The organism is Citrobacter sp. wls829 (genome assembly GCF_005280825.1).
GTDB lineage: Bacteria > Pseudomonadota > Gammaproteobacteria > Enterobacterales > Enterobacteriaceae > Citrobacter > Citrobacter gillenii.
Genome location: NZ_SZWP01000057.1, coordinates 18944 through 34461, shown reverse-complemented (window position 1 = coordinate 34461; position 15518 = coordinate 18944). Strand labels below are relative to the sequence as shown.

Genomic DNA, 15518 nt, shown 5'->3' with positions numbered 1-15518 from the left:
AATATCACTTTTTGTGTGGGAATAAAAAGGAGAAAACTTGATGAGCACCGATCTGAAATTTTCGTTAGTCACCACCATTATTGTTCTGGGTTTGATTGTTGCCAGTGGTTTAACCGCCGCGCTGCATTGATGTATCGCCGAGGGAGAGCTATCTCCCTCATCCCGCCAACCTGTCCTCCCACTGCTATTGTTTGCAAATAAGCAAAAGTCTTTTGCATTTTTGTTAACTTTATTATTTTTGCGATCAATGTCATGCTTTTGACTCTTATTCTGTGTCGTGCCACGGCTCGACGTTACGGAGTCGCTGTATGAAAATAAATTATCCACTACTGGCGCTGGCGATAGGGGCGTTTGGTATCGGCACGACGGAGTTTTCTCCGATGGGGTTATTACCCGTCATCGCTAAAGGCGTCGATGTCTCGATTCCGGCGGCAGGGATGCTAATTAGCGCCTATGCGGTAGGGGTGATGGTCGGTGCACCGTTAATGACCTTATTGCTTTCTCATCGCGGGCGTCGCAATGCGCTGATTTTTCTGATGGCGATTTTTACGCTCGGCAACGTGCTGTCGGCGTTATCTCCCGATTACACTACTCTGATGCTGTCGCGTATTCTGACCAGTCTTAACCATGGGGCCTTTTTTGGTCTCGGCTCGGTTGTAGCGGCAAGCGTGGTGCCAAAGCACAAACAGGCCAGCGCTGTCGCCACCATGTTTATGGGACTCACCATCGCCAATATTGGCGGCGTTCCTGCAGCGACCTGGCTGGGTGAAACCATCGGCTGGCGCATGTCCTTTATGGCAACGGCGGGTCTTGGGGTTATCTCGATGGTCAGCCTGTTCTTCTCGTTGCCGAAAGGCGGAGCAGGGGAGCGCCCGAACGTGCGCAAAGAGCTGGCGGTGCTCATGCGCCCGCAGGTGGTGTCAGCGTTGCTGACTACTGTGCTGGGCGCCGGTGCGATGTTCACGCTCTATACCTATATTTCACCGGTGCTGCATAGCATCACCCATGCCACGCCTGCCTTTGTAACCGGAATGCTGGTGCTGATTGGCGTTGGGTTCTCAATCGGTAACTATCTGGGCGGCAAGCTGGCGGACCGCTCAGTCAACGGCACGCTGAAAGGCTTCTTACTGCTATTGATGGTGATTATGCTGGCAATCCCGTTACTGGCGCGTAGTGAATTGGGTGCAGCCATCAGCATGGTAGTCTGGGGTGCGGCAACCTTTGCGGTAGTTCCGCCGTTACAGATGCGGGTGATGCGCGTTGCCAGCGACGCGCCGGGCTTATCATCCTCGGTCAACATTGGTGCGTTTAATCTGGGGAATGCGCTAGGTGCGGCGGCGGGTGGCACAGTGATATCGGGTGGTTTAGGTTACAGTTTTGTCCCGGTGATGGGGGCAATTGTGGCTGGGCTGGCGTTGCTACTGGTCTTTGTCTCCGCGAGAAAACAGCCTGACGAGGCCTGCAGAGTCACGAACTAACGCTAAAACGCAGAAGGGAGTCCCTTCTGCGTTATCATTTTTATGCTGCGAAGTTTTTCGCAACAAACTCCCAGTTCACCAGCGCCCAGAAATGTTCCAGGTAGCCAGGACGCGCGTTGCGATAGTCAATGTAGTAGGCGTGTTCCCACACATCAACGGTCATCAGCGGCGTTGCATCGGTAGTCAGCGGTGTTCCGGCATTTGACGTGGAAACGATAGCCAGTTTGCCATCAGTACCTTTTACCAGCCAGGTCCAGCCAGCGCCGAAGTTTTTGATCGCCGCATCGGTGAATTGCGCTTTGAAGTCAGCGAAGCTACCAAAAGATGCAACAATGGCTTCAGCCAGTTCACCGGTCGGTTCGCCGCCCGCGTTGGGTGCCAGGCAGTTCCAGTAGAAGGTGTGGTTCCAGACCTGAGCCGCGTTGTTAAACACACCACCTTCAGAGCTACGTACGATCTCTTCTAGTGATTTGCCTTCAAACGCCGTGCCTTTGATCAGGTTATTCAGGTTAGTAACGTAAGTCTGGTGGTGTTTGCCATAGTGGTATTCCAGCGTTTCAGCAGAAATGTGCGGCGCCAGAGCATCTTTGGCATACGGTAATGCAGGTAATTCGAACGACATTGCTTCTCTCCTTATTATTTATATTGAGTACACACAATAGCCTCATTGTGAGTAAGGATAGGGTAGCAAATTGAAAGGTTATGCAAAAGAAGAACTTACCCTACAGCACATACTGTAGGGTAAGATTTTAGCGAATTGTTTTTGGCGTCATGACACGACGAGCACCCACATAGTGGCGCTGCCAGTAATCTTCACTCAGGGAGGTGATTTGGATCTCCTGACCGCTACGTGGTGACTGAATAAACTTACCGTTGCCAACGTAGACACCAACGTGATCGGCGGTGCCGCGGCCCTGGGTACGGAAGAAGACCAAATCGCCGTTTTTCAGTTCATCGCGGTCGATCGGTGCTGCGTCGCGCAGGTGGTACATTTCATTGGCAGTACGCGGAATGCGGAACTTCACCAGGTCCTTATACGCGTAATAAACCAGACCACTGCAATCAAAACCGGTTCTCGGCGAAGAGCCACCCCAGCGGTAGGGTTTACCGATCTGGTTCATCAGAGTAGACATCGCGGTTTTGGTCGCTTTTTGCACTTTCACTTTATGGGCATCAGCGAGGGCTACCGGGGCTGTTGATTTTACTTTTACACAGCGCGGCTTGTGACCTTTGCGCGGGGTGCATTTTTCAGTCCAGGTGACCGCAGCGGTTTGTGTTGTTGCGACTTTACTGCGACGGTTGACCGTTTTGGTTGTTTTTGCAGGTGTCGCGGTGCGTTTTTTGGAAGAGGAAGCGGTTTTGGTGCTGGATTTACTGGTGGTTTTTTTTGCCGTTTTCTTGCTGGTTTGTGTGACTTTTTTACTGGCTGTCGCGCTTTTCTTTTTATCTACCGTTTTGAGCGTGTGGGAAACGGCAGGTGTCGTCCTGGCCTGCTTGGAAGCATGGGCCACTGACGTAAAAGGGAGTGTGGTAAAAAGCAAAGCACAGAGCGTGATCGAGATCCGGTTTATCCGCGCCACTGAGCAGTCCTCTATTAGGGCAGGTCTATCATGCCTGCGTGTGATTTTCAAAACTTGATGATTCTAATCTATAGAAACGGGGAAAGTTAATAGCTTTTTTTGTTTAAAATAGTGTTTCGTTACCGACCGCAAAAAAAAACAGCAATCAACGCCAATACTGGCGAAGGGATAATCAATTCCTTGTGCATAAAAGGGATAAGTAATATTCTGAATGCAACTTATGGCGACTGGCGATAAAATAATAACCGTAAGAAAAATGTTATTTTCCGTTGTCAGTCAGACCCGTTACAATGTCAGACTACTGCCGTAAAAGAAGTTAAGGAAGCAAGATAATGAGCACCACTATCGAAAAAATCCAGCGCCAGATCGCTGAAAACCCGATTCTCCTGTACATGAAAGGTTCTCCAAAACTGCCAAGCTGCGGTTTTTCCGCTCAGGCTGTGCAGGCGCTGTCTGCCTGTGGTGAACGCTTTGCTTATGTTGATATTCTGCAAAACCCGGATATTCGCGCCGAGTTGCCGAAATACGCAAACTGGCCAACCTTCCCGCAGCTGTGGGTTGATGGTGAGCTGGTTGGCGGCTGCGACATTTTAATCGAAATGTACCAGCGCGGTGAATTGCAGCAGCTTATCAAAGAGACTGCGGCGAAGTACAAAACCGAAGAGCCGGACGCTGAGTAATCAGCAGAAACGAAAAAGCGACCAGTCTGGTCGCTTTTTTTATGGTCCGCTTATGCCTCTTCAGGCATTGGCAGGGGCCACCCACCAAGGCGTTTCCAGCGGTTAACGATTTCGCAAAACAGCACTGCCGTCCGTTCGGTGTCATACAGCGCAGAGTGCGCCTGGTTGCCATCAAACTCCATTCCTGCAGCCAGACACGCTTTAGACAGTACGGTTTGCCCGAGCGAAAGACCGCTTAAGGCCGCAGTGTCAAAGGTCACAAATGGGTGAAATGGGTTGCGCTTCAGCGAGGCGCGTTCGGCGGCTGCCATCATGAAGCTGTGATCGAAGGTGGCATTGTGCGCAACCATAATCGCCCGATTGCAGCCGCTGTCTTTGATGCCTTTACGCACCATTTTGAAGATGGCGTGCAGGGCGTCGTATTCGCTGACCGCGCCGCGCAGCGGGTTGCTCGGATCAATACCGTTAAACGCAAGTGCTTCTGGTTGCAGATTTGCCCCTTCAAACGGTTCGACGTGGAAATGCAACGTCATGTCCGGCATCAGCCAGCCTTGTTCATCCATTTTCAGCGTGATGGCTGCAATCTCGAGCAGCGCATCGGTTTTGGCGTTAAATCCTGCTGTTTCTACATCAATGACGACAGGATAAAAACCACGAAAACGGTCACACAGACCGGAAAGTTGAGCGTTATCGGACATCTGGGTCTCTTAATACGGGAAAATTGCAGCGCGTATTATGACAAAATGATGAGTATAAAACTACGGGCACAGACGATCTGCGCCCGAGGGGAGGTTAGTCACCCAGGCCGCGGCCTGCGTCTTTCTCTTCGATAAGTTCGATTTTGTAACCGTCCGGATCTTCTACAAATGCGATAACCGTCGTCCCGCCTTTGACCGGACCCGCTTCGCGCGTCACGTTGCCGCCGTTCTGACGAATGCGCTCGCAGGCTTCTGCGGCGTTGTCTACGCTCAGAGCAATGTGGCCGTAGGCAGTGCCCAGGTCATATTTGTCGACGCCCCAGTTGTAGGTCAGCTCAATGACGGCTTCATCGGTCTCAGGACCGTAACCGACAAAGGCCAGAGAATACTTGTATTCAGGGTTTTCACTGGTACGCAGCAGCTTCATGCCCAGCACGTTGGTGTAAAATTCGATGGAACGCTGCAGGTCACCTACGCGCAGCATGGTATGAAGTAAACGCATCTTTTTCCCCTTCAAAAATGGCTAGTACATTCAATATGTTGTTTTAGTATAGCGGCGTTGTTGCGCCGCTATCAATGCCAGAACGGAGATTGCGCAATTACAGGGTCGGATAATCCGTGTAACCCTCTGCACCGCCGCCGTAGAAACTCTCTGCGCGCTGTGGGTTCAGTTCTGCTTTGTGCTGCAAACGTGCGACCAAATCCGGGTTGGCAATATAGGCGCGGCCAAAGGCGACGGCGTCGATCAACCCTTTCTCAATCAGCGCTTCTGCTTTTTCCGGGGTGTAGGCACCAGCACCAATAATCGGACCGTGGAAACGCGCGCGAACTTTCTCGCGGAACGCATCGCTATACGGCTCTCCGCCGGCCCAGTCTGGTTCGGACATGTGCAGATAAGCGATACCACGTTTACCCAGCTGTTCAATCAGGTACAACGCATCGGCTTCTTCATTCGGGCCGTTATCAACGTTCTGGAAAGAGCCGATAGGGGATACGCGGATGCCAATCCGGTCTGCGCCCCATTCTTTGATACCGGCATCAACGACTTCCAGCACCAGACGTGCACGATTTTCGACGCTGCCGCCGTACTGATCGGTACGCTGGTTAGAGGTGGGTGACAGGAACTGGTGTAGCAAATAGCCATGGGCAGAGTGCAGCTCAACCATGTCAAAGCCAGCCTCGCGTGCGTTGGCGATGGCCTGACGGAAATCATTGACGATGCCCGGGATTTCGTCGGTTTCCAGGGCGCGCGGCATTGAGGTGTCGGCACGCGTTGCCAGACCGTTTTCATCGCGCAGCGAGGTACGGGTACCGGCGCTGATGGCGGAAGGGGCAACTGGCGGTTGTCCGTTCGGCTGCAGGCTGACGTGAGAGATACGACCGGTGTGCCACAACTGTACGGCAATATGACCTTGTTCAGCGTGGACGGCGGCGGTGATTTTTTTCCAGGCTTCAATTTGTGCTGCGCTGTGTAATCCCGGCGCACCGGCGTAGCCTTTTGCCTGAGCAGATATCTGAGTAGCCTCGCTGATGATAAGACCAGCGCTGGCGCGTTGGCGATAATACTCGGCCATCAGCGGAGTTGGGATGTCGCCAGGTTCGATGCTACGCAGGCGCGTCAGTGGGGCCATAAATACGCGGTTGGCCGCCGTGATGGCTCCTACTTTCAGCGGGGAAAACAATTTTTCAGATGACATATTAACTCCAGGTATGAATAGACCGGTCGTCTAGCGATTGGGTAAATAAAAACGCCTGTTAAACGGCAGGCGTTGCAATAATGTTTTTAACGTGTGCCAGCGCATTTTCCAGTGGGGTGGCACTGCGAGACATCTTGGCCTGCAGGTTGGCCCCGAGCCACAGCGCATACAGCACCTGCGCTTGCTGCAGCGGTTCGCCGCTAAACGACAGGCAGTGTGTGTCGCGACCTTTTTCCAGCGCTTGCGCCAGCAGGGTAATAATGTGCCGAGCGCCTTTATCCATCGCCGTACGCATATCTTCAGAGAGATCGCATACTTCAGCCGACAGTTTGACCGTTAAGCAACCGCTAATAATGCCGTGTTGACTAAACTGATTCAGGGTTTCCTGATAGTAGGCGAGGATTCTGTCGCGGTAGTTACCGGCACCCGACGCTAAATGTGTGGCCAGCCGAAGGTGGTAGGCCGCGTAATGGCGTTCAAGCATGGAAACACCGAACGCTTCTTTAGAGCGAAAATAGTGGTAAAACGACCCTTTGGGCACCTCGGCGGTTTTCAGCAGTTCGCTTAAACCCATACCGGTGAAACCGCGCTGCATGCAAAGCTGCTCGCCGGTTGCCAGAAGATGTTCGCGTGTGTCGTGTTCAGTTGCTTTGTTCATGGAATGGAGTGTAATAGACCAGTCGGTCTAATGCAATAGCGCTTGCCAGAAATTCAGTTAGCGTCTTCAATAGGTATAACTATCTTACGTAAGGAGGGGATGTGGCCGAACAGCTGGAGTTTTTCCCCGTCCAGAGCCCGTGCCGCGGGATCTGCCAGTCCGACGAACGCGGCTTTTGCCGTGGATGTTTTCGTAGCCGGGATGAGCGCTTTAACTGGCAGAAAATGAGCGATGCCGAAAAGCAGGATGTGCTGCGTCTTTGTCGTCAGCGTCTGATGCGTAAATTACGTGCAAACAAACCCAGCCCGTCAGAAGAACCGCAACAACCTTCACTCTTTTAAAAGCGTAATTGCGTATACTCGATGCACACTCATTGTTAAGGAAGCTGCTATGGTTCAGCGTATTACTATTGCGCCGCAAGGCCCGGAATTTTCTCGCTTTGTCATGGGGTACTGGCGGCTGATGGACTGGAATATGTCCGCTCGCCAGCTCGTCAGCTTTATTGAAGAACATCTTGACCTGGGCGTAACCACCGTCGATCACGCTGATATTTATGGTGGATACCAGTGCGAAGCGGCGTTTGGCGAGGCGATGAAGCTGGCTCCGCATCTGCGTGAAAAAATGCAGATCGTGACCAAATGCGGTATTGCCACCACTGCACGGGCGGAAAATACCCTCGGTCACTACATCACCGACAGCGACCATATTATTGCCAGCGCGGAGCAGTCGCTGAAACTGCTGGCGACCGACCATATTGATCTGCTCTTGATCCATCGTCCCGATCCGCTGATGGATGCCGACGAAGTGGCTGAAGCGTTTAAGAAACTGCATCATAGCGGCAAAGTGCGTCACTTTGGCGTGTCTAACTTTACGCCTGCGCAGTTTTCCCTGTTGCAATCACGTCTGCCGTTTACGCTGGCAACCAATCAGGTTGAGATTTCCCCGGTGCATCAGCCACTGCTGCTGGATGGCACCTTAGATCAGCTGCAACAACTGCGCATCCGGCCAATGGCCTGGTCCTGTCTGGGTGGTGGACGACTGTTCAATGATGATGCTTTCCAACCGCTGCGCAATGAACTCGCCGCCATTGCGCAAGAATTGAATGCGCAGTCCATTGAGCAGGTGGTCTATGCGTGGATCCTCCGTCTACCGTCACAGCCGCTGCCGATTATTGGCTCAGGGAAAATTGAGCGCGTTCGCGCTGCTATTGAGGCCGAATCGTTAACCATGTCCCGCCAGCAATGGTTCCGTATCCGTAAAGCCGCGCTGGGTTACGACGTACCGTAATCGCGTTTTCGGCGTTCCGTCGCTCAAAATTGCGTCACTGGTTTACACTTATCAGTCAGACACATAGTGACGGAGGTCGTATGAAGCGTTTGAGTATCGCCATAATCACCTTACTGGCCTGTGCGGGCGCACAGGCTGCCAGTGAGCAAGTTGAGATGAACCTGGTGACTTCGCAAGGGGTAGGTCAGTCGATTGGTTCAGTAACTATTTCTGAAACTGCGCAAGGGCTGGCGTTTACGCCTGACCTGAAAGCACTGCCGCCAGGAGAACATGGTTTCCATGTCCATGCCAACGGCAGCTGTCAGCCTGCGATTAAAGAAGGCAAAGCTTCTGCCGCTGAATCGGCAGGGGGACATCTTGACCCGCATAAAACCGGAAAACATGAAGGTCCGGAGGGGGCTGGGCACATGGGCGACCTGCCGTTGCTGGTGGTCAATGCCGAAGGTTACGCCACAACGACTGTTACCGCCCCACGCCTGAAATCACTGGATGAGGTCAAAGGTAAGGCGCTGATGGTCCATGTGGGTGGCGATAACATGTCCGATCAGCCAAAACCTCTAGGCGGTGGCGGGGCGCGTTACGCCTGCGGGGTTATCAAATAATCAACGGCTCAGCGTGCCTGGCGGCGGAGCCTGTTCAAGCTGAGACAACGAACAGTGTAAACGCCAGATAAGCGCCGCCAGCTCTTGTGCGGCAGGCTGATGATGATGGGCAAGCGTATCGCAGATGCGCTGTAACTCGTTAAGCGTGGCATTCAGTGGACGCTGCTGGACGCCACGCTCGTTCATCACATCGCGCAGCAGTGAAATACACACATCCCTGACGCGGGCCAACGGATCGGAGCGCGCTTCCCAGGCGCGCAGCTGCCACACCACATGCGAGCAGTTCAGCAACACGACGCCCCAGCGTAATAACCACCGCCGCGCCAGCGCATCCTGGCTGTTACTGAGCTGGCTGACATGATGATAGGTTAACGACTCAAATTCATGTTCGCTGTGTGCCGGATGCCGACTGAGCTGATCGACAAAATCCCGGCGCAGGGCGCGAATATGACGACGACTCTTTCTCGCGTCTGAGCCTGGCCGCAGGATAGCAAAGGCCAACCAGGATAGCGCTACGCCGGTTATTTTTGCCAGATTATCATTCAGGAAATCGGCGAAGTCATACACCGGCGGATTGGTCACGGCGATAAACGATCCCATAAAGACGATCAACTGCCCCCAAAGCCCCGCCAGAGCAGGCATTTGCAGCTTTAGCAGTTGCATGGTGGCCAGCAGTGGGAAGAGAAACAGAATGAATTGCCACAGGTCGGTAATTTGTACCATCAGACCGAACTTCACCACAAAGCTGAACAATGACAGCAGCACCAACGTGCGCATCAGCAGTGAGAGTGATTTGAACGGGGTGGCAACGGCGGAATACAGTACGCAGCTAATCGCCGCCAGCGTCAGCGCACCCGCGCCGGATTCCCATTGTGCGCCGATGCTCCACGCGCCAATCACCATCAACGTGATGAAGGTACGTAACCCGCTCCAGATGGCTTCCGCGTTGTCGGTATGGCGGGCCAGGCCCGGCGTGCGGTTCACGCTGATGCGCTCGGCGGTCACGCCTTTTTCCAGCAAATGCAGATAATGGCTGCTTTGCAGGTAAATTCGGCAGAAATAACGTAGCCGTTGCCAGAAGGCGACATGCCGGTAGTCGTGGGAGTCCTGCGGACGCAGGGGGGCAATAATGCGGGCTACCGTGTAGCTATCGGTATCGGATTTCACCAGTGCACTGAGTAGCTGTTCGATGACTTCCCGGGTGTGAGCAGGAGGATTTGGCCAGTTAAGCAGCATTCTGCGCAGGCTGGAGATCACGCTGGTCAGACGCAGTTGCTGATGCAGCAGTGAATTGAGCAGGGCATTCTGCCGTCGAAAGCGATAGTGGCTCCAGAATGCCTGAATACGCAGCAGATTCATGGTCAGAATCTGGCCGATTACCCCTTCGTGGGCTGAGCGGATCGCATCGGTGGTTTCGGGTTGCCAGAGTAAGCTGGCATGTTCCAGCAAACGCGCGTGCATGTTTTTCAGCGCCGTCAGCAACGCTGTACCATCAGACGTGCTGGGCAGGATCATCATCATCATGCCCCCGCAGAGTATCCCGACCATCACTTCGCACACGCGCGCCTGGGCAATATCCCACAGTTGCGTAACCTCAATGGTGTTGACCATCGGAAACGCAATAATAGCCGCGGTGTAGCCTGCCAGTTGAAACGCGTAGGCCACGTTGTTGGTAAAGTGCGCGCAGGCCCAGGTGCATAAACCAATCCAGGCCGACATGCTGAGTAAAAATAACCACGGTTCATTGAGGGTGTGGCCAGCAATAATCAATGCCGCCGTGGCACCAAGCAAACTGCCTGCCACGCGGCCCAGACTTTTGCTGATGACACCGCCCACGGTGGGAAAGCTAACCACCGCAGCGGAGGTCATCGCCCAGTAGGGTTCATCCAGATTCAGGTAATAGGCGAATGTTAACGCCAGGCACATCGCGATGGTGTTTCGCAGCGCGTAACGCCACTGTGCCGCGGTGGCTTTCAACCACGGTAAATTGCCCGGCGTCAGGTGAAGCCGTTTCATTTTTTCTGACCAATCGACACGCTGCAGGTGGTACCTGAAACCAGTGTGACATCGTGCGGTAGTGCGTCAAATTCGATACGCACGGGCACCCGTTGCGCCAGACGCACCCACGGTACGTTGGGTTTGATGTCAGGAATCAGACCGGAATCACTCTCTACGCTTTGATCGTAAATCGCACGACCAATACTGGAAACGTGACCCTGTAACTTTATATTGCCGCTGTACAATGTAATCAGCGCCGGTGCGCCCTCGCGAATATGGCGTAGCTTGGTTTCTTCAAAATAGCCCATCACATAAAATGAACGACTGTCGACCAGCGCAAACAGGGGTTTACCGGTACTGGCATAATCGCCACTGCGTGTAGAAAGATTCGTCACCCAACCAGCGACTGGAGCTTTAACTTCCGTTTGGGTCAATTGCCACTGCGCTTGCCGTAATTGGGCCTGGGCTGCCTCCACGCTTGCCTGCATCGCTTTCACGTTGAGGTTGGCCGTGTCCAGATCCTCGGCAGAGATATAATTTTGCGACAGATGACGGCGGCGATTGGCCTCGTTATTAGCCTTTGCCAGATCGGACTGTGCTTTCGCCAGCTGCGCCTGTGCATTCAGTTCAGCAATATGAAACGGCGTCTTATCGATAACAAACAGCACGTCGCCTGCATTAACAAACTGATTATCTTTAATATTGAGTTGGGTAATGCTGCCGGAAACCTGTGGGGTGATACTGACCTGCTCCGCACGAACTTTGCCATCGCGCGTCCAGGGGGACTGCATATAATAATTCCACATCCACCAACCCGCGAGAACGGCAACAACTGCGACTATAATAGTGGAGAAGTATTTAACGGTTTTGAGCGACATAATCACCACACAATCAGCATAACAAAGCCCAGACACACGCAAAGCGCAAAGAGCGACAGATCCATTAACAAGGGATGCCAGATTTCGCCGGAGTACATCCAGTCGCGCAGTACGCGATGAACAACCAACCAGAAGATAAATCCGCAGATAAACGCTTTGAAAAGTGGAGGGAAGTAGACAGATGCACCGATCATTAAATCTTGTAGGGGCAATCCTGTTGCATTAAACATAAACTTCACGGGCAAAATCCTTGACGGAAGAGAGCATTGCTATAGGTTTAGCAAAAAAAGGGACAATCAGTCTCTTTAACGCATAATGTCTGAAAAAATGTCATCCGGTAAGCAAATTTGGCAATACATTTGTTTTGGGAATACAAATGCTGCACACTATTCTAAAATCAGCATAACAACTTAGCAAGCTAATTATAAGGAGATGAAATTGGAATCGCCACTAGGTTCTGATCTGGCACGGTTGGTGCGCATTTGGCGTGCTCTGATTGACCATCGCCTGAAGCCTTTGGAGTTGACGCAGACGCATTGGGTGACGCTGCACAACATTCATCAGCTGCCACCGGATCAATCGCAGATCCAGCTGGCTAAAGCGATAGGGATTGAGCAGCCTTCTCTGGTGCGTACGCTCGACCAACTGGAAGAAAAGGGACTCATTTCACGACAGACTTGCGCCAGCGATCGTCGAGCAAAGAGAATTAAACTGACGGAGAAAGCCGAGCCGCTGATCGCTGATATGGAAGCGGTTATCAACAAAACGCGCGGAGAGATTCTGGAAGGGATTTCAACCGAGGAAATTAATCTGCTGATTAAACTGGTTGCCCGACTGGAACACAATATTATTGAGCTACAGTCTCAGGGCTGATGCAAAAATCTACGTGTGGCCAGTATCTGACTGACCACACGTAAATTCGATTAGCGCGGAGAAACGGTAACTTCTTTGCCGTTGCTGGCCATCACAACACGCTGACCTGAAGCGAATTTGGTCGCGCCTTGTTTCTGCACCACCATAATGGTGTTCCCGTCATCCTTACGGATTTCCAGTTCCACACCCTGTGTTTTATTGATCGCACCCTGGACGCTTTGACCTGCGACGCCGCCTGCAACCGCACCTGCCGCCGTAGCTAATGAACGACCAGAACCGCCGCCGACGGTGTTACCAAGGAATCCACCGAGTACAGCGCCGCCGATCGCGCCGATGACGTTGGCATCATCGCCACCCTGAATTTGCACCGGACGGACATGAACGATCGTACCGTAGGTTACGTTCTGTACCTGTTTCGCTTCGGATGCGGTATACACGTCACCTGAAAGACTATCACTGTTAACACAACCCGCTAAAGATAATCCCATTAATGAAACAATCAGTGCACGTTTAATCATTTATAACTCTCCTTTACACCACGAAACGCTAATAAAGCACCCTTCATGGTTAAATTATATGGCATTTGTGAGCCTAAGGTCACATGTTCTACTGGAACAATATGAAAATCTTAACCGAAATCAGGTTAACTGAGTATAAACGAATCATTCATCAAATTGATTGAATAGATGGCGGCTTGTCATGATTAGCCATCAAAAATCATCAACGAAGCATGGAATTAATCAGCACTTTATGGTTGAGTGTCAAGGCTAACGTGTTTAAAAGGATGACGTATGAAATCGGGCCGTTTTATCGGTGTTATGTCTGGAACCAGCCTTGATGGTGTTGATGTTGTGCTGGCAGCAATAGATGAAACGATGGTCGCGCAGCAGGCGAGTCTGACCTGGCCCATCCCTCTCCATTTGAAACAGGCCATTCTCGATATCTGCCAGGGGCAGCAACTCACCCTCTCGCAGTATGGGCAACTGGATACGCAATTGGGGCGTTTATTCGCTGAGGCGGTAAATGCGCTGCTGGCGCAGCAAAAATTAAAGCCGCAGGATATTGTCGCAATTGGCTGCCACGGACAAACCGTCTGGCATGAGCCGACAGGCAGTGCGCCGCATACCCTGCAAATTGGCGACAACAACCAGATTGTGGCGCATACCGGCATCACCGTAGTCGGCGATTTTCGCCGGCGTGATATCGCGCTAGGCGGGCAGGGTGCACCGCTGGTTCCCGCTTTTCATCAGGCGCTGTTGGCGCACCCAACTGAGCGTCGGATGGTGTTGAATATCGGCGGTATAGCTAATTTGTCACTGCTTATTCCTCAGCGCCCTGTACGAGGTTATGACACCGGGCCAGGTAATATGCTGATGGATGCCTGGATCTGGCGGCAATGTGGAAAACCTTACGATAAAGACGCGCAATGGGCCTGCGAAGGTACGGTTATTCTTCCGTTGTTGCAAAGCATGCTGAGCGATCCCTATTTTGCCGCGCCGGCACCTAAAAGCACCGGCCGCGAGTACTTTAATTATGGTTGGATCGAACGTCATCTGGCGCAGTTCCCGGGACTGGCCGCGCGTGATGTGCAGACGACGCTTGCTGAACTGACGGCGGTGACGATATCCGAGCAGGTCCTGTTGAGCGGTGGCTGCGAGCGCTTGATGGTCTGCGGCGGTGGAAGCCGTAATCCGCTGCTGATGATGCGCCTGGCGGCACTGTTGCCCGGCACGGAAGTGACCTCGACCGATGAAGCCGGTATTAGCGGGGATGATATGGAAGCGTTAGCTTTTGCCTGGCTGGCATGGCGCACACTGGCGGGATTACCGGGTAATTTACCCTCAGTTACCGGTGCGACGGAATCCAGCGTTTTAGGCGCTATTTTTCCCGCAAACCCACGAACTCAGAGTTAACTGAAATTATCCTGGCGACGATGCCGGTAAACTAGGGATGTTAGGGAGGGGGTTATTCCCCTCCGGGACCAGGAATGTCTTCAGGATAGGGCTATGAAAAAACTGTTATTGGTATGTTTGCCGGTACTGCTTACCGGCTGTAGTGTCTACAACCAATTTGTCGAGCGTATGCAAACGGATACCCTCGAATATCGCTGTGATGAAAAACCGCTGACCGTGAAATTGAACAATACCCAACAAACGGCAAGCTTTGTTTACGATAATCAGTTAGTGAATCTTAAACAGGGTGTATCAGCATCGGGCGCGCGTTACACCGATGGCATCTATGTCTTCTGGTCTAAAGGCGACAGCGCGACGGTCTATAAACGTGACAAAGTTGTGTTAAATAACTGTCAGTTACAGAACCCGAAGCGTTGAGATTTTCACCTGGGCGGCGCACAATAGCGTCACCCACTGACAATCCGTAGCCCAAACATCATGTCTGATAACGACGAATTGCAGCAAATCGCGCATCTGCGCCGTGAATACACGAAAGGCGGTCTTCGCCGCCGCGATCTTCCCGCCGAGCCGCTTGCGCTTTTTGAGCGCTGGCTCGGACAAGCCTGTGACGCCAAACTCGCCGATCCGACTGCCATGGTAGTGGCCACCGTTGATGAAAACGGCCAGCCGTACCAGCGCATCGTGTTGCTCAAACATTATGATGACAAAGGTTTGGTATTTTATACCAACATGGGCAGCCGTAAGGCGCACCAGATAGAGCATAACCCCCGCATTAGCCTGCTGTTTCCGTGGCATACGCTGGAACGGCAGGTGATGGTGATTGGTAAGGCCGAACGTCTTTCTACGCTTGAGGTAGTGAAGTACTTCCACAGTCGCCCACGCGACAGCCAAATTGGCGCCTGGGTATCAAAACAGTCCAGTCGTATCTCCGCACGCGGTATTCTCGAAAGCAAATTTCTTGAACTGAAGCAGAAGTTTCAGCAGGGGGAAGTCCCGCTGCCAAGTTTCTGGGGCGGTTTTCGCGTGAGTATTGAGCAAATGGAGTTCTGGCAGGGCGGCGAAAACCGCTTACACGATCGTTTTTTATACCAGCGTGAAGACAACGCGTGGAAAATCGATCGCCTGGCCCCCTAAAGATGCAAAATTCTTGTTTTAAGCGCTGGCACTGATGAATCC

At 52.6% G+C, this 15518-nt stretch carries 19 protein-coding genes and 1 pseudogene; 10 read left to right on the top strand and 10 right to left on the bottom strand.

All coding sequences use genetic code 11. The features are described from left to right. Positions 1 to 40: 40 nt before the first annotated feature. Both cydH and FDW88_RS11530 read left to right on the top strand, forming a co-directional pair. Positions 41 to 130: a cytochrome bd-I accessory subunit CydH gene (gene cydH / locus FDW88_RS11535; protein WP_072036634.1), complete on the top strand. Its 90-nt coding sequence runs from the start codon at positions 41 to 43 to the stop codon at positions 128 to 130. 178 nt (positions 131 to 308) lie between these two features. Next, positions 309 to 1478, top strand: coding sequence for an MFS transporter (locus FDW88_RS11530; RefSeq protein ID WP_137362582.1), 1170 nt, complete (start codon positions 309 to 311; stop codon positions 1476 to 1478). A 40-nt stretch (positions 1479 to 1518) separates the two neighbouring features. Here FDW88_RS11530 and sodB read toward each other — a convergent pair whose 3' ends face one another. Together sodB and FDW88_RS11520 are read right to left on the bottom strand one after the other, a co-directional pair. Continuing rightward, entirely contained in the window at positions 1519 to 2100 is a 582-nt protein-coding gene (gene sodB, locus FDW88_RS11525; RefSeq protein ID WP_096757159.1) for a superoxide dismutase [Fe], read from the bottom strand. Positions 2101 to 2227: 127 nt separating this feature from the next. After that, complete coding sequence (locus FDW88_RS11520) at positions 2228 to 3058, bottom strand: C40 family peptidase (RefSeq protein WP_117343058.1); 831 nt, start codon at positions 3056 to 3058, stop codon at positions 2228 to 2230. A 332-nt stretch (positions 3059 to 3390) separates the two neighbouring features. Here FDW88_RS11520 and grxD point away from each other — a divergent pair, with 332 nt between their 5' ends. Beyond that, entirely contained in the window at positions 3391 to 3738 is a 348-nt protein-coding gene (gene grxD / locus FDW88_RS11515) for a monothiol glutaredoxin 4 (RefSeq protein WP_003832760.1), read from the top strand. Between the two features lie 50 nt (positions 3739 to 3788). On the opposite strand, the gene rnt is transcribed toward grxD, so the two are convergent. The 4 genes from rnt to FDW88_RS11495 form a co-directional block, all read right to left on the bottom strand. Then, a complete protein-coding gene (gene rnt, locus FDW88_RS11510) occupies positions 3789 to 4436 on the bottom strand; it encodes a ribonuclease T (protein ID WP_096757157.1) in 648 nt (215 codons plus the stop codon). Positions 4437 to 4530: 94 nt separating this feature from the next. After that, positions 4531 to 4938, bottom strand: coding sequence for a lactoylglutathione lyase (gene gloA, locus FDW88_RS11505; protein WP_115258575.1), 408 nt, complete (start codon positions 4936 to 4938; stop codon positions 4531 to 4533). Between the two features lie 97 nt (positions 4939 to 5035). Next, positions 5036 to 6133 carry an alkene reductase gene (locus FDW88_RS11500; RefSeq protein WP_096757155.1) on the bottom strand — a complete coding sequence of 366 codons (1098 nt, stop codon included), beginning with the start codon at positions 6131 to 6133 and terminating at the stop codon, positions 5036 to 5038. A 58-nt stretch (positions 6134 to 6191) separates the two neighbouring features. Continuing rightward, positions 6192 to 6791, bottom strand: coding sequence for a TetR/AcrR family transcriptional regulator (locus FDW88_RS11495; RefSeq protein WP_117343060.1), 600 nt, complete (start codon positions 6789 to 6791; stop codon positions 6192 to 6194). A gap of 101 nt (positions 6792 to 6892) precedes the next feature. Here FDW88_RS11495 and FDW88_RS11490 point away from each other — a divergent pair, with 101 nt between their 5' ends. From FDW88_RS11490 to sodC, 3 genes are all read left to right on the top strand, one after another. Next, positions 6893 to 7132, top strand: coding sequence for a DUF1289 domain-containing protein (locus FDW88_RS11490; protein WP_137362581.1), 240 nt, complete (start codon positions 6893 to 6895; stop codon positions 7130 to 7132). Between the two features lie 49 nt (positions 7133 to 7181). Continuing rightward, positions 7182 to 8078 (top strand): aldo/keto reductase family oxidoreductase, encoded by an 897-nt coding sequence (locus FDW88_RS11485; RefSeq protein ID WP_137362580.1) that lies wholly within the window; start codon positions 7182 to 7184, stop codon positions 8076 to 8078. A gap of 80 nt (positions 8079 to 8158) precedes the next feature. After that, positions 8159 to 8680 carry a superoxide dismutase [Cu-Zn] SodC gene (gene sodC, locus FDW88_RS11480; protein ID WP_096757151.1) on the top strand — a complete coding sequence of 174 codons (522 nt, stop codon included), beginning with the start codon at positions 8159 to 8161 and terminating at the stop codon, positions 8678 to 8680. On the opposite strand, the pseudogene FDW88_RS11475 reads toward sodC, so the two are convergent. From FDW88_RS11475 to FDW88_RS11465, 3 genes and pseudogenes are all read right to left on the bottom strand, one after another. Beyond that, positions 8656 to 10696: pseudogene (locus FDW88_RS11475) on the bottom strand (FUSC family protein). The gene sodC and the pseudogene FDW88_RS11475 sit on opposite strands and share 25 nt — an antisense overlap. Then, positions 10693 to 11556: an HlyD family secretion protein gene (locus FDW88_RS11470; protein ID WP_115258568.1), complete on the bottom strand. Its 864-nt coding sequence runs from the start codon at positions 11554 to 11556 to the stop codon at positions 10693 to 10695. Before FDW88_RS11470 ends, FDW88_RS11475 begins: the two are co-directional and overlap by 4 nt. Positions 11557 to 11558: 2 nt before the next feature. Beyond that, positions 11559 to 11795, bottom strand: coding sequence for a DUF1656 domain-containing protein (locus FDW88_RS11465; RefSeq protein WP_096757148.1), 237 nt, complete (start codon positions 11793 to 11795; stop codon positions 11559 to 11561). 193 nt (positions 11796 to 11988) lie between these two features. Here FDW88_RS11465 and slyA point away from each other — a divergent pair, with 193 nt between their 5' ends. Then, the gene (slyA, locus tag FDW88_RS11460) at positions 11989 to 12429 is read left to right on the top strand and encodes a transcriptional regulator SlyA (protein WP_269473706.1); all 441 of its coding nucleotides are present in this window, start codon (positions 11989 to 11991) and stop codon (positions 12427 to 12429) included. A gap of 50 nt (positions 12430 to 12479) precedes the next feature. On the opposite strand, the gene slyB is transcribed toward slyA, so the two are convergent. Then, the gene (gene slyB / locus FDW88_RS11455) at positions 12480 to 12947 is read right to left on the bottom strand and encodes an outer membrane lipoprotein SlyB (RefSeq protein ID WP_096757147.1); all 468 of its coding nucleotides are present in this window, start codon (positions 12945 to 12947) and stop codon (positions 12480 to 12482) included. A gap of 273 nt (positions 12948 to 13220) precedes the next feature. Here slyB and anmK point away from each other — a divergent pair, with 273 nt between their 5' ends. The 3 genes from anmK to pdxH all read left to right on the top strand — a co-directional run bounded on the left by anmK (position 13221) and on the right by pdxH (position 15476). Next, positions 13221 to 14342, top strand: coding sequence for an anhydro-N-acetylmuramic acid kinase (gene anmK, locus FDW88_RS11450; protein ID WP_115258567.1), 1122 nt, complete (start codon positions 13221 to 13223; stop codon positions 14340 to 14342). A gap of 93 nt (positions 14343 to 14435) precedes the next feature. Next, positions 14436 to 14759: a C-type lysozyme inhibitor gene (gene mliC, locus FDW88_RS11445; RefSeq protein WP_137362579.1), complete on the top strand. Its 324-nt coding sequence runs from the start codon at positions 14436 to 14438 to the stop codon at positions 14757 to 14759. Positions 14760 to 14819: 60 nt separating this feature from the next. Next, the gene (gene pdxH / locus FDW88_RS11440; protein ID WP_096757144.1) at positions 14820 to 15476 is read left to right on the top strand and encodes a pyridoxamine 5'-phosphate oxidase; all 657 of its coding nucleotides are present in this window, start codon (positions 14820 to 14822) and stop codon (positions 15474 to 15476) included. Positions 15477 to 15518: the final 42 nt, after the last annotated feature.

Bases quoted from the DNA above. Each gene is read 5' to 3' on its own strand.
- sodC (WP_096757151.1), top strand. From the start codon at position 8,159: ATGAAGCGTTTGAGTATCGCCATAATCACCTTACTGGCCTGTGCGGGC.
- gloA (WP_115258575.1), bottom strand. From the start codon at position 4,938: ATGCGTTTACTTCATACCATGCTGCGCGTAGGTGACCTGCAGCGTTCC.
- FDW88_RS11500 (WP_096757155.1), bottom strand. From the start codon at position 6,133: ATGTCATCTGAAAAATTGTTTTCCCCGCTGAAAGTAGGAGCCATCACG.
- FDW88_RS11495 (WP_117343060.1), bottom strand. From the start codon at position 6,791: ATGAACAAAGCAACTGAACACGACACACGCGAACATCTTCTGGCAACC.
- rnt (WP_096757157.1), bottom strand. From the start codon at position 4,436: ATGTCCGATAACGCTCAACTTTCCGGTCTGTGTGACCGTTTTCGTGGT.
- anmK (WP_115258567.1), top strand. From the start codon at position 13,221: ATGAAATCGGGCCGTTTTATCGGTGTTATGTCTGGAACCAGCCTTGAT.
- FDW88_RS11530 (WP_137362582.1), top strand. From the start codon at position 309: ATGAAAATAAATTATCCACTACTGGCGCTGGCGATAGGGGCGTTTGGT.
- slyA (WP_269473706.1), top strand. From the start codon at position 11,989: ATGAAATTGGAATCGCCACTAGGTTCTGATCTGGCACGGTTGGTGCGC.
- slyB (WP_096757147.1), bottom strand. From the start codon at position 12,947: ATGATTAAACGTGCACTGATTGTTTCATTAATGGGATTATCTTTAGCG.
- FDW88_RS11470 (WP_115258568.1), bottom strand. From the start codon at position 11,556: ATGTCGCTCAAAACCGTTAAATACTTCTCCACTATTATAGTCGCAGTT.
- cydH (WP_072036634.1), top strand. From the start codon at position 41: ATGAGCACCGATCTGAAATTTTCGTTAGTCACCACCATTATTGTTCTG.
- grxD (WP_003832760.1), top strand. From the start codon at position 3,391: ATGAGCACCACTATCGAAAAAATCCAGCGCCAGATCGCTGAAAACCCG.
- FDW88_RS11485 (WP_137362580.1), top strand. From the start codon at position 7,182: ATGGTTCAGCGTATTACTATTGCGCCGCAAGGCCCGGAATTTTCTCGC.
- sodB (WP_096757159.1), bottom strand. From the start codon at position 2,100: ATGTCGTTCGAATTACCTGCATTACCGTATGCCAAAGATGCTCTGGCG.
- pdxH (WP_096757144.1), top strand. From the start codon at position 14,820: ATGTCTGATAACGACGAATTGCAGCAAATCGCGCATCTGCGCCGTGAA.
- mliC (WP_137362579.1), top strand. From the start codon at position 14,436: ATGAAAAAACTGTTATTGGTATGTTTGCCGGTACTGCTTACCGGCTGT.